Consider the following 13,806-nt stretch of genomic DNA (forward strand, 5'->3'; position numbering starts at 1 on the left):
ACCACCTCGCTTTTAGGTGGGAATGGGGCAGGATTTATCTGCCACGTTCCCCGATGTCAGTCAAAATGTTCAGATTTTTTGATGTTCTGTGCCCTGTGGGGTACAGCTCGTCAAATCCGTACCCGCAGACCGCTCAAATCCTCGGCGCGGATTCCGACAAGATACCAGTTTGCGCCGTACTCAATGCGGGTGGGCTTCCACTTGCGGCCTGTGAACACTTCCAGCGCGTCGCCGCAATGCAGCCCGCCATAGTAGTCCCCCAGCCCAAAGCGAATATCGTAGCGGTCGGTTCGCTCGTCGAAAATCAAGGCTCCCTGTTTCATGTTGTACGCTCCTTTCAGATTTGTCCCGTCGCCATATCATGGGCGACAAGGGCGGTGTAGTAGCTTCCCATTGTGCTGGGGGCATTGAACAGCACCGCCAGCAGATATTTTTTGATATTGCGGATTTTCGTAGTGTTCTCCCGCATACAGTCCATGACAAACTCAATGTGACTGCTATTGAGTTTCAGCAGCTTGGACTTTACCAGCTCGGCGGGGTAGTCGTCCCCGGCCACCCGGATAGTTTTGCGGGCCGTGCAGACGGTTTCCACCAGCAGTTCCACAATGCCGTCCAATTCCACCGGGTCAATCTTGGAGTAGCGCAGGAGATGTTCGTACTCGATATTCTCCTTAATGATCTCCCGATAAAGCTCAACCGCGCTCTGTGTTACCGCTTCCTTTCGCTTCCGTTCCGGCGGCTCTGCCGCAGCGTCCCCGTAAGGTGAGGGGTCAGGGGAAAGGATAGGAATGGAATCGGTACTTGGTAAATCCGTAATTGATTGTTCTTTTTTTGGTAAGTCAGTTCTTGATATATCTTTATTTAATTGCGTTGGATTTTCCAACGTAGGTTTATCCAATGTAGGTTTTTCCTGCGTTGGATTATCCAATGTTGGATTTTCCAACGTAGGTAAATCTGATGTAGGCGGCTGCGGCTGTTCGTAGATCACATACTCCGCGCCCCGCAAGCGGCCTTTCGCGTCACGCTCCCTTGACCGCACGATATACCCGGCGCGTTCCAACTCCCGCACCGCTTCACGGATAGCGTCGATTTTCTCCCGGTTGATAAGGGACAGGCCAGCAAGGGTATAGTCCCAATCTTCGGGGAGTGAAAGCATTTGTGACAGCAGCCCCTTTGCCTTTAGGGACAGCTCTTTATTGCGCAGATGGTGGTTTGACATGACGGTGTAGCCACGGTTGCGCTCCACGCGGAAAACTGCCATAGCTCCGATACTCCTTTGCGGTAGATTTTGTTACGCAGTAGAAGCGCGATTTTGAGGGGTAAGGTATAAACACCCTGCCCCGCCAAAACCGCGCCCGAAAAGCCGCATGGCGCAAGGCTCCTTATGCCCCTACTGCGTAACAAAGGGCATAAAAAAGCGGCGTCCCTTTTCTCCCCGCGTGGGGAGTGAAGAAACGCCGTCATGGTCGGTATATGAAATTGTCATTGTAGGGGGTTATCTGTGTGCTGCCCCGTCCGGGCGGCTGGCTCTCGCGGTGCTGCGCATATCAAGGCTCTTTCCCCAAAAGTAGTAAATCGGTAGTAAATTCGGTTGCCCATATCCGCGAAAGTGCCTGTTTTTCAAGGCTTTGCAGAGATAATCAAGGTTGTTATAAATAAGAACTGCCGTTGCCGATATTGTATCAAAGCCGAGAGCCCCACCCGCACCATAGTAGATGATCCCCTGCGCGGCCAGCATCTGGATAGTGGCCGTCACTTTTTTTGTCAGGACGGGGATCTGAGCCTGCGGAATATCCCTATGGCCTGTAAAGCAACAAGTCTTATCTCTTATTGTCATAACAGCCTCCTTTTTCCGTTTTGAAAATAATCACGCCTATTATACCACCATAGGGGAATAATAGCCACTATGAGGGATTATAAATTCCCCTCATATGGTATATCATGCCCCCATGAGGGGAGACGATTCCATTATGGAGAACCACAAAATGAAAAACGAGGTCCTTGTTCAGATTGGACGGCGGCTTTCGAAAGCACGCACAGAGAAAGGCTTTACACAAGGGGATTTGTCAGATATGACAGGACTTTCCATTAAAATGATTTCTGCTGCAGAAAACGGACATAAAGCTATGAGACCTGAAAACATCGTGAAGATATGTAATAGCCTCTCCATTTCTACCGATTATCTTCTTCGAGGAGAATCTCCAGCTCTTGCGACCATGGGCGAACAAGAAAAGTTGAATACCCTGACCCCCAAGCAACGAGAAGCACTCTCAAAAATTGTTGCCGATTTTCTGTCTGTTTTTGAAGAAGATGACCCGATATAAACGAAAAAGGTGAATACCATGCACAAAATACATGGTATTCACCTTTTTCTACCGTTATATGGTTGTATATCTTACCTGAAATGCAAGCTGTATAGTGTAAACAAAGCAAGACATTCGACAAAAATAGACAGAATATGCAGTTATTTTTTGTTGACAGCGACCATGCTTTGTGATATGGTAAAGGAGTAATTGATTGTTTGTGCGTTCCTCGCTGAAAGCGCGAGGCCGAATCCCAGAGGTTCGGGAACGGGAGGCACCCGTATTGCACACGTTGTCAGGATTGTACGTTGTGTCGGCAGGGTTGTTACGCGGATAGGCGGACGACAGCCGGAGGTTTATAGGGGGCAGTCTGCCCCAACGCCGTTGAGCGGGAATGACAGAGGCTCTCCATCGGGAGGGCGGATGCGGTTACTGTGCCGCAGGACTGTCATGCCTGTTCTTTTTTTATGCCCAAATGCCAAAAGGCTTTGAGGAATATTATTTTATGGAAGGAGCACACAACATGACCAAGAAGTGGAAGCACAAGAAGCGCCCCAAGCCCCGTACCGGCCCCACCAGAGGCAAGTACCGGCAGATGTGGAAGGCTCAGATCAAAGGTATGATGCCCGGAGAGGAGGATACCCTGTGTGACGAGGCAGCAGTACGAACCGCTGATTTTGGCGGATACGGAACAGCTCGCGCGGCCTGATTGGCTGGAGCTGCGGAAAAAGGGGCTGGGCGGCAGTGACGCCGCGGCAGTCCTGGGCATTTCGCCCTTCCGGACAGCGCGGGACCTCTACTACGACAAACTGGGCATCGTCACAACGGACGATCAGGCAAACTGGGTCGCCCTGGAGGTCGGAACTCTGCTGGAGCCCCTGGTGGCCCGTATCTTCGAGGCAAAGACCGGCCTGAAGGTGTACCAGCGAAAGTGTATGTTCCAACACCCGCTCTACCCCTGGATGCTGGCTGACCTGGACTACCTGGTGGATCTGCCGGACGGTACCACCGCCATCGTGGAGATCAAGACCACCAACTACAACGCCAAGGACAAATGGTGGTACAACGGCGGCGAGATCGTGCCTGTGTACTACGAATCCCAAGGCCGTCACTATATGTCGGTCATGAATCTGGATCGGGTCTACTACTGCTGTCTGTACGGCAACAACGAGGACGAGGCCATTGTCCGCCACATTGACCGGGATATGGCCTATGAGGCGGAACTGATTGCCTTGGAGCGGGACTTCTGGCACGAAAACGTGCTGGCCCGAATCCCTCCCCCTTATACAGAGGACGGAGACCTTATCCTGGAGAGCCTGCGCCGTTCCCTTGGCCCCGCAACTAAGGACGCGCCAGCTGTTGTTTTCTCAAAGACCCAGGAAGCGCGGGTTGCCCGTTATCTGGAGCTTCAAGAAGAAAAGCGTCTGCGGGATACCGATGTGAAAACGGTAGAGGCCGAGATGCAACGCCTGAAGGCCCTCATCGTTGCGGACATGGGCGTGAGTTGCACCGCCGTCTGCGAGAACGGCGGATACACCGTCACATGGAATCCATCCCACCGGGCCACCATCGACAAGAATGGCCTGGAACGACTGAAAGAGGTGCATCCTGACATCTACGCAGAGTACATCACGGTCTCCGAGAGCCGGCGTTTCAGCATCAAACGGGCCAAACCGGAGGCTGCGTAAAGGAGGAAGATACCGTGAGCATCGTAGCGGCGTTTGACAGAACGCTCTTTTACAACGAGGCCAGCCGGTACGCTGTTTTACAGCTGAAAACGGCTGACATTATGATCCCACAGGAGGCCAGAAAACCCTATCACTATCACGACCATCTGACCCGCTTTACCGCCGTAGGGTATGACCTGCCCCGGACGGATGCGGTGAAGATGGAGCTGGAAGGCAGCTGGGTCAAGGGGAAATATGGTCTCCAGCTTCAAGTGGAGCACTGGCGTGAAATCGTCCCGCCCACTCTGGAGGGTATCCGCGGCTACCTCGCCTCCGGCCTTTTGAAGGGCATCGGGGAAAAGACGGCGGACGCTATCGTTCAGCGGTTTGGCGTGGATTCCCTAAACGTCATCGAGCAGCACCCGGAAAAGCTGCTGGAAATCAGGGGTATTACCGAGGAGCGGCTGGAGGAGATCAAGACCGGCTATGCCGAGAGCAAGACTATGCGGGAGCTGATGACCATTTTGGCGCCGTTCAAAGTTACGCCCAAGACGGCTATGGCAATTTACCAGCACTTTGGCGCGGCTGGCGTGTCGCTTCTGCGGGAAAGTTTCTTCTGCCTGTGCCAGGTTCCCGGCTTTGGGTTCAAACGGGTAGACGCCATCGTGCAGAAGTCCGGCGGCAATCCCCATGATCCCATGCGGGTGCAGGGCGCTCTTTTCTATGCGCTGGAGAAATCGCGCAGCGAGGGTGGCCACCTGTATATGGAGATAGGGTCCTTACTTCGCTCCACCTTACAGCTGCTCAATGACGGCATCCCTCTGCCGGAGGAACGTCTGAAGCAGGCTGAGGCGGAGCGGGAACTGGAGACTATGATCCAGACCAACGTGGTGGTATCCAACAAGGGCAACATTTATCTGCCTCATGTGTATAAGCAGGAGTGCGAAACGGCGCTGAAAATTGCGCAAATGGCTCTGGAAATTCCCGCACCTGTCAATCTGACCCCGGTCATGGAGCAGGTCAAAGGCAAGCTGGGGATCAGCTTGTCCAAACGGCAGACGGAGGGTGTAGAGATGACTTTCCGCCACAATCTCTCCATTATTACCGGAGGACCCGGCACAGGCAAAAGCACCATCCTGAAAGCGGTGGTGGAAGCGTACCGTCTCCTGTACCCCAATAGCATCATTGCCCTAGCCGCACCTACAGGAAAGGCCAGTCGCCGTATGGCGGAGACCACCGGCATCGACAACGCCCAGACCATCCACAGCTTGCTGCGTATTCATGGCGAGGACAGCGGAGGACGGAAAAGGGAGCCGCTAAAGGCTGACCTGCTCATTGTGGACGAGTGTTCTATGATGGATATGTGGCTGGCGCATCAGCTCTTTTCCCGGATAGGCCCTGGCACCAAGGTTCTGCTGGTAGGCGACGCCGACCAGTTGGAGAGTGTAGGCGCGGGCGGTGTATTCCTGGAGCTGATCGACAGCGGCCTTGTGCCTGTTACCGTACTGGATGAGATTTTCCGGCAGGCCAAGGGCAGTCTGATTGCCTATAACGCCAGATCGATCAACGAAGGAAACGGCGAATTGAATTATGGTCTGGATTTTGCCTTTATCCGGGCAGATGACCAAGAATCAACTGCAGAACTGGTCCGCAGCCTCTACAAAAAGGAGGCGGCCAAGGTCGGCATGAGCCAGGTGCAGATCCTCTCTCCCTACCGTTCGGAGGGTGAGGCATCCGCCGTCAATCTGAACAATGCCATTCAGGAGGCAATCAACCCATCAAAACCGGAAAAACCGGAGGTCACGCGGGGCGGAAAAGTGTTCCGTCTGCGGGATCGGGTCATGCAGATCAAAAATAATTACGACATCGTACTGCATGACAGCGGGGGCAAGCAGCTCTCGACCGGAGTATTTAACGGCGAGACCGGGTTTGTTATCGGAATCCAGCACGGCACGGTTACCGTCAATTATGACGGGCGCTATGCCGACTACCCACTGGAAAATGTGGACGAGCTGGATTTGGCCTACGCCATGACGATCCACAAATCCCAGGGCTCTGAATGCGATACCGTCATTATCCCCATGCTGGCGGCTCATAAAGTTTTATTGTCTCGAAATCTGCTCTATACCGCCGTGACCCGTGCCAAGCACCGGGTACTGCTGGTAGGGCAGAAAAAGGCTCTGTATATGGCTGTCGCCAAGACGCGGAAAGGCAAACGCAACACCCTTTTGGCGGAACGTATACGCCTGTACCATCAGGCCCTGACCAGCCAGGCTCCGAAGCGTGTGCCACTGAAAAAGGCAAGCTGACGCGAGAGCGTCAAATCGAGAGATGCGAGCACTATTGTGTGCTGGCGTCTTTTTTGTTGCCATTTAGCGGTTTTGTGCCGTTATTTGAAACTTTTTGAAAGGAGCAATCCACATGAACGACAACGCAATCATCCGCACTGTCCCTGCTGCCGGGTCCCTGCATCAGGTTCCCGGCTTTGATCCTCTGAAACACCTGAAACGGAGCGTCAATGACAAGGGGGAGCCGGTGATGAAGCTGGACCTGCCCTACAAGCGGCTGTGGTTCCGCCTGGCCTGCCCCAACGGCCGGCTGCTGCTGAACCCGCTGCGGATTACCGACCAGATGGCGATCTTCGAGGCGCAGGTGTTCTTCCAGCGGGAGGATACCACCCCCGCCAGCAGCTTCACCTCCACCAAGACGGTGCAGGAGGACCGGCGCTATATCCGCAGCGCCCAGGATGAGGCGCTCAGCATCGCGCTGGACAATGCCGGCTTTGGCATCCAGTTGTGCGATGTGGCCCCGAACAGCGGGGACGCCGCCCCCACGCTGATGTCCAAAACGAGCGTGACGAAGACGGCTCCCGCTCCGGCGGAGAAACCGAGCCCTGCTCCGTCCCCTCGGACAGTACAGCCTGCGGCAGCCTCTGCGTCTAAACCCGCAAAGCAAGCAGCGGAAACGCAGTCCCCTGTTCAGGAGGTCCAGCCTTCCGGAACCGTTCAGCCCACGGAGGCGCCGGTGCCCAATGTGCAGCCTGCCCAGACGTCAACTCAGACGGAGACCACGGTGGAAGTGAATGCCCAGGCGGAACCAGCAGTCGTTGGTGAGACGGTACAGGCGGAATCCTCGGCAGCAGTAGCTGAACCCGTACCCCAGCCGAACGAAACTCCCTCCACTGAAACCCCGGAGCCTTCCGCTGCCCAGGAAAAGGGTGTAACGGTAGTTCTGGATTTTGCGGCGCAAAAAGCTGCTCAGGAGAATGCGGCTGTCCCCGCTCCTGCTCCCGTCCAGAATACCCCCAGTTACACGGATGATATGTCCGTGGAGGAGATCTGCCAGTGTATGACCGTAGACGAGGCCATGGCGGTGGTTGTGGAGGATGGCATCTGCAAGGGCTGGACCTTGGGGCAGGTGCTGGAGCGGAGAAGGGGCAGCCTGAAGTTCTTTACCTCCCCCTTCTGTGAGTTCCGTAACACCATCAAGGCTGCCGCCACCCTTTTGTTCCGGGAACTGGAACAGGAAAAGGCCGGATAAGCAGCGGCCTCCCGACCTGTGAGAAAGGAGTGAATCCCCATCCGTTCATCGGATTTCCCGTTTACCATCATGGATATCGTTTCCCTGCTCCGCCTGAATATCAGGCGGAGCGGGGGCGGCCGGGTCTATGCGGACTGCCCTTTGTGCGGTGACCGCCGGGGCAGGCTGAGTATCCTCCCATCGGAAAATGTGTGGCGCTGCCATCATTGCGGAGAGCATGGCGGTATGCTGGCCCTCTACGGTAAGGTTTTCAGTGTGGACAACTCTACGGCATACCGGGAAATCTGCGACACGCTGCTGGACAGCGGCTTTGCGCCGGCGTATCAAACCGCCGGGCAGACTGCGCCAGCCACCGTGCAGGAGGTATCCCAGGCCGAAAAAGCAAGCGCGGATGAAATTCACCGGACATTCTCCGCGCTGCTGTCCATGCTGACGCTAAACAGCGCCCACAGGGAGCATCTGCGCACGGTACGGGGACTGACGGATGAACAGATCAAGGGCTATGGTTTCAAGAGCACGCCGCCGCCCCGGATGTGCCGCGCGTTGACGCAACAGCTGATACAGTGGGGCTATACCGTACAGGGCATACCCGGTTTTTACATCAATGACTATGGGAAGTGGACGGTCAAGTTCTACCAGCGTACATCGGGCATCATCATCCCCCTTCGGGAGATTGACGGCCTGATCCACGGCTTGCAGATTCGTCTGGATACGCCTATCAAGGATAAGGATGACCCACCGGAAAAAGTGGGAGCGAAGTATCTCCCGCTGACCTCTTCCGGCAAGCAAATGGGGACCGGCTCGGGAAGTCCTGTCCACTTTGTAGGCGACCCGTGCGCTCATGCGGTCTACGTGACCGAGGGCGCTCTGAAGGCGGATATCTGCCACGCGCTGACAGGCCGGACGTTCGTTGCCACCATCGGGGCGAATAACGTGGCCCCTCTGAACAACCTGTTTTACCTCTTAAAGCAAAACGGCGTTCAGGAGATCGTGGAGGCGGACGATATGGACAAGTTCCATAATGCGGCGGTCCATAACGGCGCGATGAAAATTTGCCGGATGGCGAAAGAGCATGGCATTGCGTGCCGGAGGCTTATCTGGAATCCCAACTACAAAGGGATGGACGATTGGCTGCTGGCACAGCGGCGCAAAAAAATGACAAAGAAAGAAGTGAAACAAGTGAACTTCAAAGAGATGTACCTCTCCGGCCTGTGCGGCATGGAGTACATGGACACCTGTGTAGAGCAGTGGCACGGCATCCAGGAGGATGGCGTCAGTCTGCGGGAATATCTGGGTCTGACGGAGCATGAGTACGAGGTCTATTTGCAGCAGGATGTCAGCATTTCCTTTGAGCATCTGCTGAACAGCCAGCGCAAGGAGCGGCATTTCCGTATCTATCAGCTGGAGCTGCGGAACGACCGGATACTCCCCTTTGCCTTTCAGGGCATTGAGAAACTGCACGCCGCCGGCTATGACCAGCCGCCGGCCTCCGAATACCGCCTGATCTACGATGGGTACTTTATGGCCCCTGTGGAGCAGACGGACGCGGAGGTTCTGGAGCGCGTCTATAGCTGTTTCAATGACACCTTGCCGCAGGGCTATCATGGGCGCAGCGTGTCCATGTCAGATGTGATCGAACTGTACGATGAAACTGGCCGCAGATACTTTTACTGCGACCACGTTGGCTTTGCCCCCGTACGCTTTTCGCCCATGCTGGCAAAGCACGGCGGATAAAGAGAAAGGAAAAAGACTATGGAGAAGTTAGTGCTTACATTTATCGGACGCGACAGCTGGAGCAGGCCGGTGTATCAGGATGCCAGAGGCAATCTCTATGTTGACGTTGATCCGGTAGAGTACCGCCAGCCGAATATCTGCACCAAGTACAGAAACGCCTTTGACGGAGAACCCTGTGACCCAGTTAAGGCGGAGATCGAATTCGTCCCTTGCCGGGACACCTGGTGAGGCAATGAGTGATCAATTTGAACAATGGAGAAAAGAAAAATGTTTTATGTCACTTTTGCGTTAAAGGGTCGTGAGGTACATCATACCACGCTGCCCTTTTTACCCAGAGCAGATGACCACATGATTATCAACGGAATGACCTATATCGCCCTGAAAGTCGAGTATGACCTGTCGGCGCACCAGGGACAGAATGGCTCAGCCATTCCCGCAAGGGTTGTTATCCGGCGAAAAACTGACAATGATTTTTAATTCAATATGAATGAGGAGGAAACGACAATGGGTGCATATTCCCAGCTCGACATGGAACGCCAGTATTCCGAACCCCAGGAGGGCTTTGCGCTGCCCGGCTTTGCGGACGGCGATGGCCCCACCGTTTTTGACCCCTCCGTATGCGGAGTGCCGGAAGCGGCTGCACCGGCTCCCGCTCCTGCTGAGGCCCCTGTCTCCGCTGACGCGGCGCCTGCCGTCTCTGATGCGGACAGCACGAAAGCCAAGGAGGACGAGGACGCCAAGAAAAAGGCCCACGAAGAGGCCGAGGCCAAGCGGAAAGCTGAGTTTGACGCCAAGCAGGCGGCGAAAAAGGCCGCCGAACAGGAGCAGCTTGCCAAGGTGCAGGCCATGAGCGATGACGAGGTGATGGCGGCTTCCATGCAGCGGGTCGGAACAGACACGGAAAAGCTGACCCGGCGCAATATGAAACTGTGCGTGGCTGAGTATATCCAGACCAGGTGTGTGGAGGACCCAGCCTTCGCCCGGCTGACCATGCACCCCGCCAAGAGCATGATCCACTGCTTCTGGTATATCAACCGCAAGGCCAGGGAGTATCTTCAGGAGGAGATGAAACTCAACGATGAGGCGCCCCAACAGGGCGTCAACGGTGTCTATGGGGGCGATGTTCCCGATGATATCGTCTATCAGTGGGCCGAGGACTACTTCCGCGACCCGGATGCCGAAGAGGACCACAGAGACGATGAGAAGTTTGTCCCGAAGCCTTACTACGGCGGCGGGACCTCCAAGAGCAAGTCCAAAGAGAAGAAAAAGGCGGAAAAGAAGCCGGCAAAGCCCAAGCCCAAAGAGGATGACGGCCAATTCAGCCTTTTGGAGGCAGCGTCATGATCGCCTACAAAGGATTTGAAAAGGGCCTGACTTGCCGGGACTATCAGTTCCGCATGGGACTGAACGTAACAGACGAGGCCAACTGCACACACAATGGCTTCCACTGCGCAGAAAATCCGTTGGACTGCCTGACCTATTACAGTGACATGGAAAATTCCGTGTACTGTCTGGTTGAGGCCGGCGGGGATGTGGACGAGGACAGCCATGATTCCAAGATTTCTTGCACGGAACTCACCATCATCCGGGAACTGAGCCGGTCGGATCTGTTTCTCCACGCTCTGGCCTACATGGTAGACCATCCAGGCAGGACATGGAACGGACACGTCCGAAAGGAATACGCGGAGGCGAGCCAGGGCTTTGCTGTTGTGCGCGGGGTCAACCCGATTGCGAAGGGGACTTTGGGCGATATTCTTGCTTTTGCCAAAGAGTCCCCGGACGGAACAAAAATCCTTCAAATTGCACTGACAGAGGTAGATGGCAAAAATGTACTGCCGGATGTCTGGTATGGCGTTGATTTGAAACAAAGGAGGGTAGCGTGAGCATGGTCAAAAAAGAACTGCTGCAAATGCGTCTACTGAAGGCCACGCCCAAAATGCTGCAACTGGCGGCGGCCGATACTCCCAAAGCAGAGGTGATTCGCTGCACAGACACTTATTCTTATGAGAGAGTGCGGCGGCAATACCGGCTGTTTGCCCGGTGCGCGGTGGAAAACAGTATCCTGAAGGTTGCCCTTTTCTCCCCGGAGGCGATGCGGTTGGGTGGGCGTATGCCGGTCTACGAATTGTATATCGACAAAAGCGCCTCCAGATTCCTCACCTACGACCCTGTTGGGAAAAGGTGGCTGACGGCCAAGCTGGACCGGCTGGACTGGCCCGTCCCCTCGTATGAGGCATGGGAAAGCTGGATGTCCCCGGCTGACATGAAAACCGTCCAGAGTTACCTTGGCACAAAGGAAGGTAGTATCACGGATATCCTGTCCTATCAAAGGGATGTTCGTGACCAGGAGCTGCTGGCGCGGCACAGGAAGCAGACCGATCCGTGGGACGTGGATCTTGCCCAGGTTCCCCCCCTCCCAAAGGATTGGGAACATTGGGTCAGCAAAGTGGGTATCCCGCAGAACTACATCTTTTATCAGTATGATAAGAAGGGTGTCCACTCCGGCTACTGCACCTACTGCGATAAAGAGGTTCCTATCAAACACCCTCACTACAACAAGCCGGGCCGCTGTCCCTGCTGCCGCCACAAGGTCACTTATAAATCTATTGGCAAGTTTGGCCGGCTCTGGACGGGCAGATCGTATGTTTATCTCTTGCAGCGTTGTAAAGACGGTTTTGTGATTCGCGAATTCACCGCAGAACGGTTTTACAGAAAGGAATCGTATCAAACGCCATCGCTTAGCATTCATGAAATCCGGCGGGTCATCTGTGACAAGGCGGCTTTGCCGCTCCGGGCCTATTACTGGGGCGACTACAAGCACAAAGCCTTTCGTTGGATTTCCAGCTGCATTTGTTCGCCCAGTTACTATGCCCACTACGGTTATGGCGGGAGCGAGATTGGAAGAGTCTATGGCAGGACGATCCCCAGCCTCGCCAAGCATGAATTGGCCCGCACGGGCCTTCCTGAGTTGATCCGGCGAGTGCCCGCAGACCCGGAGCACTATCTTGTTGTTCTCCGTGAAGTCCCTCTGTTGGAGAAGATCTCCAAAGCAAAGCTTCCCCGGCTTGCCAGAGAGTGTACCAATAACTACTACACGTTCAAGGAACGCTTTGGCGGCTCTGCTGCCACCAGCCTTACCGGTATCCTGGGCATCAATCAGGAAAAGCTGAAACGCCTGCGTGCGCAAAACGGCGGTCTCCGTTTTCTGGATTGGCTCCTTTTTGAGCAGGCCGCCAACGCAAATATCCCGGATGATGTTGCTGCGTGGTTTTGTGCCGAGAAGATTGAGGCAAACGATCTGCGGTTTATCCAGGGCAAGATGAAACCTGTTCAGATCCGCAATTACATTCGGCTTCAGATGTCGGAAAACGACATGACCAGCAAAGAAATCCTGACCACTTGGGAGGACTACCTCTCTATGGCGGCGCGGTTCGGCATGGATATCAATGACGCAATTATTTACCGTGTCCGCAAGCTGAAAAAGCGTCATGACGAGCTGGCCCGCCGGGGTTCCGGGAAAGATATGTCCCTTCGCGCCGGCCGGCTGCTACTGAAATTTCCCCATGTGGAGGAGATCATGCAGTCGGTCAAGAAAAAGTTCGAGTACGTTGGAGAGGACTATGTGATCGTAGCCCCCTCCTGCATCGAGGATGTTCTCGCTGAGGGGGATGCGCTTTGCCACTGTATCTCCAATGCAGAGCGTTATTGGGATCGCATGGAGCAGCGGGAGAGCTATCTTCTGTTTCTCCGAAAGGCGTCCAAACCTGACAAGCCCTACTACACCATGGAGGTGGAACCCAACGGCACAGTCAGACAGCTTCGGACGTTCTATGATCGTCAAAACAAGGACATTGACAAGGCCCGGAAATTCCTTTTGACTTGGCAGAAAACTGTCGCCAAGCGGCTCAACGAGGAGGATCGTATGCTGGCAAAGGCCAGCAAGGAAATGCGGGAGCGGGAGTTTATCCAAATGCGGAAGGATCAGGTCATCATCCATACGGGAGACCTGGCCGGAAAGCTGCTGGTGGACGTTCTCACCGCAGATTTGATGGAAGCGGCGTAAGCCGAAATATGAACCGGCGGGGTGGGCTGCGGCTCACCCCGCCCCATTATAAAAAGAAAGGACTGTTCAAAATGACAGTAGCGCAGCGCAATGCTCTTGTAGAGGAATACCTTTGGTGTATCGACAGCGTGATCTGGCAGAATGAGACCCTGGTGGTTGGTGCGCATTTGGACCGGGATGACGTCTATCAGTCCCTGGCCGTGCGGCTCATCCGGGCAATTGACCGCTATGACCCTGCCAAGTGCAGCGATCTGAAGTTCCACATCTTCACCCAGTTGAAGTATGAACTGTTGAATTGCAGCAGTCCCCAGGCCAAGTACGGCTTCCGGGACGCGCCCTATCACCTGCGCGGGGCTGTGATTTCCATGGAATCGCTGGCGGAGGACGATCCCAACTGGGAATGCCGTATTGCGGCGTAATGGAGGCAAGCGGGTATGTATTGGATTGATTACGAGGAATACTGGAACGACTTTTTCCGCAAGCAGCACTAGAAGACCTT

15 protein-coding genes are annotated in these 13,806 nt (G+C 54.9%); 12 read left to right on the forward strand and 3 right to left on the reverse strand.

All coding sequences use genetic code 11. The features are described from left to right. Nucleotides 1-110: 110 nt before the first annotated feature. From VV088_RS07190 to VV088_RS07200, 3 genes are all read right to left on the reverse strand, one after another. On the reverse strand, nt 111-323 hold the full coding sequence (locus VV088_RS07190; RefSeq protein WP_160238785.1) for a DUF5348 domain-containing protein: 213 nt from the start codon (nt 321-323) through the stop codon (nt 111-113). Between the two features lie 14 nt (nt 324-337). Further along, the gene (locus tag VV088_RS07195; protein WP_334599527.1) at nt 338-1,261 is read right to left on the reverse strand and encodes a DUF6017 domain-containing protein; all 924 of its coding nucleotides are present in this window, start codon (nt 1,259-1,261) and stop codon (nt 338-340) included. Between the two features lie 234 nt (nt 1,262-1,495). After that, nucleotides 1,496-1,837 carry a hypothetical protein gene (locus tag VV088_RS07200; RefSeq protein ID WP_334600073.1) on the reverse strand — a complete coding sequence of 114 codons (342 nt, stop codon included), beginning with the start codon at nt 1,835-1,837 and terminating at the stop codon, nt 1,496-1,498. A 148-nt stretch (nt 1,838-1,985) separates the two neighbouring features. Between VV088_RS07200 and VV088_RS07205 the strand changes: the two genes are divergently transcribed. The 12 genes from VV088_RS07205 (at nt 1,986) to VV088_RS07260 (ending at nt 13,726) form a co-directional block, all read left to right on the forward strand. After that, entirely contained in the window at nt 1,986-2,324 is a 339-nt protein-coding gene (locus tag VV088_RS07205) for a helix-turn-helix domain-containing protein (protein WP_334600074.1), read from the forward strand. Nucleotides 2,325-2,808: 484 nt separating this feature from the next. Further along, a complete protein-coding gene (locus VV088_RS07210; RefSeq protein WP_334600075.1) occupies nt 2,809-3,012 on the forward strand; it encodes a hypothetical protein in 204 nt (67 codons plus the stop codon). Continuing rightward, nucleotides 2,951-3,991 carry a YqaJ viral recombinase family nuclease gene (locus VV088_RS07215; RefSeq protein WP_334600076.1) on the forward strand — a complete coding sequence of 347 codons (1,041 nt, stop codon included), beginning with the start codon at nt 2,951-2,953 and terminating at the stop codon, nt 3,989-3,991. The genes VV088_RS07210 and VV088_RS07215 overlap by 62 nt, the downstream gene beginning before the upstream one ends. A 14-nt stretch (nt 3,992-4,005) precedes the next feature. After that, entirely contained in the window at nt 4,006-6,279 is a 2,274-nt protein-coding gene (recD2, locus tag VV088_RS07220) for an SF1B family DNA helicase RecD2 (protein ID WP_334600077.1), read from the forward strand. 112 nt (nt 6,280-6,391) lie between these two features. Further along, entirely contained in the window at nt 6,392-7,510 is a 1,119-nt protein-coding gene (locus VV088_RS07225; RefSeq protein WP_334600078.1) for a hypothetical protein, read from the forward strand. A gap of 69 nt (nt 7,511-7,579) precedes the next feature. Further along, nucleotides 7,580-9,244: a YodL domain-containing protein gene (locus tag VV088_RS07230; protein WP_334600079.1), complete on the forward strand. Its 1,665-nt coding sequence runs from the start codon at nt 7,580-7,582 to the stop codon at nt 9,242-9,244. Between the two features lie 18 nt (nt 9,245-9,262). Then, entirely contained in the window at nt 9,263-9,472 is a 210-nt protein-coding gene (locus tag VV088_RS07235) for a hypothetical protein (protein WP_334600080.1), read from the forward strand. A 39-nt stretch (nt 9,473-9,511) separates the two neighbouring features. After that, nucleotides 9,512-9,721 carry a hypothetical protein gene (locus tag VV088_RS07240; protein WP_334600081.1) on the forward strand — a complete coding sequence of 70 codons (210 nt, stop codon included), beginning with the start codon at nt 9,512-9,514 and terminating at the stop codon, nt 9,719-9,721. Between the two features lie 27 nt (nt 9,722-9,748). Continuing rightward, entirely contained in the window at nt 9,749-10,588 is an 840-nt protein-coding gene (locus VV088_RS07245; RefSeq protein WP_334600082.1) for a PcfK-like family protein, read from the forward strand. Beyond that, nucleotides 10,585-11,127, forward strand: a complete 543-nt coding sequence (locus VV088_RS07250) for a DUF7666 domain-containing protein (RefSeq protein WP_334600083.1) — start codon at nt 10,585-10,587, stop codon at nt 11,125-11,127. Before VV088_RS07245 ends, VV088_RS07250 begins: the two co-directional genes overlap by 4 nt. A 2-nt stretch (nt 11,128-11,129) precedes the next feature. Continuing rightward, nucleotides 11,130-13,307: a PcfJ domain-containing protein gene (locus tag VV088_RS07255; protein ID WP_334600471.1), complete on the forward strand. Its 2,178-nt coding sequence runs from the start codon at nt 11,130-11,132 to the stop codon at nt 13,305-13,307. A gap of 71 nt (nt 13,308-13,378) precedes the next feature. Continuing rightward, nucleotides 13,379-13,726, forward strand: a complete 348-nt coding sequence (locus tag VV088_RS07260) for a hypothetical protein (RefSeq protein WP_334600084.1) — start codon at nt 13,379-13,381, stop codon at nt 13,724-13,726. The last annotated feature ends 80 nt before the right edge of the window (nt 13,727-13,806 follow it).

This window comes from Lawsonibacter sp. JLR.KK007 (assembly GCF_036941135.1).
GTDB lineage: Bacteria > Bacillota > Clostridia > Oscillospirales > Oscillospiraceae > Lawsonibacter.

What these genes read in the sequence shown, in the direction of transcription:
- VV088_RS07210 (WP_334600075.1), top strand. Translation starts at nt 2,809, where the DNA reads ATGGAAGGAGCACACAACATGACCAAGAAGTGGAAGCACAAGAAGCGC.
- VV088_RS07260 (WP_334600084.1), top strand. Translation starts at nt 13,379, where the DNA reads ATGACAGTAGCGCAGCGCAATGCTCTTGTAGAGGAATACCTTTGGTGT.
- VV088_RS07225 (WP_334600078.1), top strand. Translation starts at nt 6,392, where the DNA reads ATGAACGACAACGCAATCATCCGCACTGTCCCTGCTGCCGGGTCCCTG.
- VV088_RS07195 (WP_334599527.1), bottom strand. Translation starts at nt 1,261, where the DNA reads ATGGCAGTTTTCCGCGTGGAGCGCAACCGTGGCTACACCGTCATGTCA.
- VV088_RS07245 (WP_334600082.1), top strand. Translation starts at nt 9,749, where the DNA reads ATGGGTGCATATTCCCAGCTCGACATGGAACGCCAGTATTCCGAACCC.
- VV088_RS07200 (WP_334600073.1), bottom strand. Translation starts at nt 1,837, where the DNA reads ATGACAATAAGAGATAAGACTTGTTGCTTTACAGGCCATAGGGATATT.
- VV088_RS07255 (WP_334600471.1), top strand. Translation starts at nt 11,130, where the DNA reads ATGGTCAAAAAAGAACTGCTGCAAATGCGTCTACTGAAGGCCACGCCC.
- VV088_RS07240 (WP_334600081.1), top strand. Translation starts at nt 9,512, where the DNA reads ATGTTTTATGTCACTTTTGCGTTAAAGGGTCGTGAGGTACATCATACC.
- VV088_RS07230 (WP_334600079.1), top strand. Translation starts at nt 7,580, where the DNA reads ATGGATATCGTTTCCCTGCTCCGCCTGAATATCAGGCGGAGCGGGGGC.
- VV088_RS07190 (WP_160238785.1), bottom strand. Translation starts at nt 323, where the DNA reads ATGAAACAGGGAGCCTTGATTTTCGACGAGCGAACCGACCGCTACGAT.
- VV088_RS07250 (WP_334600083.1), top strand. Translation starts at nt 10,585, where the DNA reads ATGATCGCCTACAAAGGATTTGAAAAGGGCCTGACTTGCCGGGACTAT.
- VV088_RS07235 (WP_334600080.1), top strand. Translation starts at nt 9,263, where the DNA reads ATGGAGAAGTTAGTGCTTACATTTATCGGACGCGACAGCTGGAGCAGG.
- VV088_RS07205 (WP_334600074.1), top strand. Translation starts at nt 1,986, where the DNA reads ATGAAAAACGAGGTCCTTGTTCAGATTGGACGGCGGCTTTCGAAAGCA.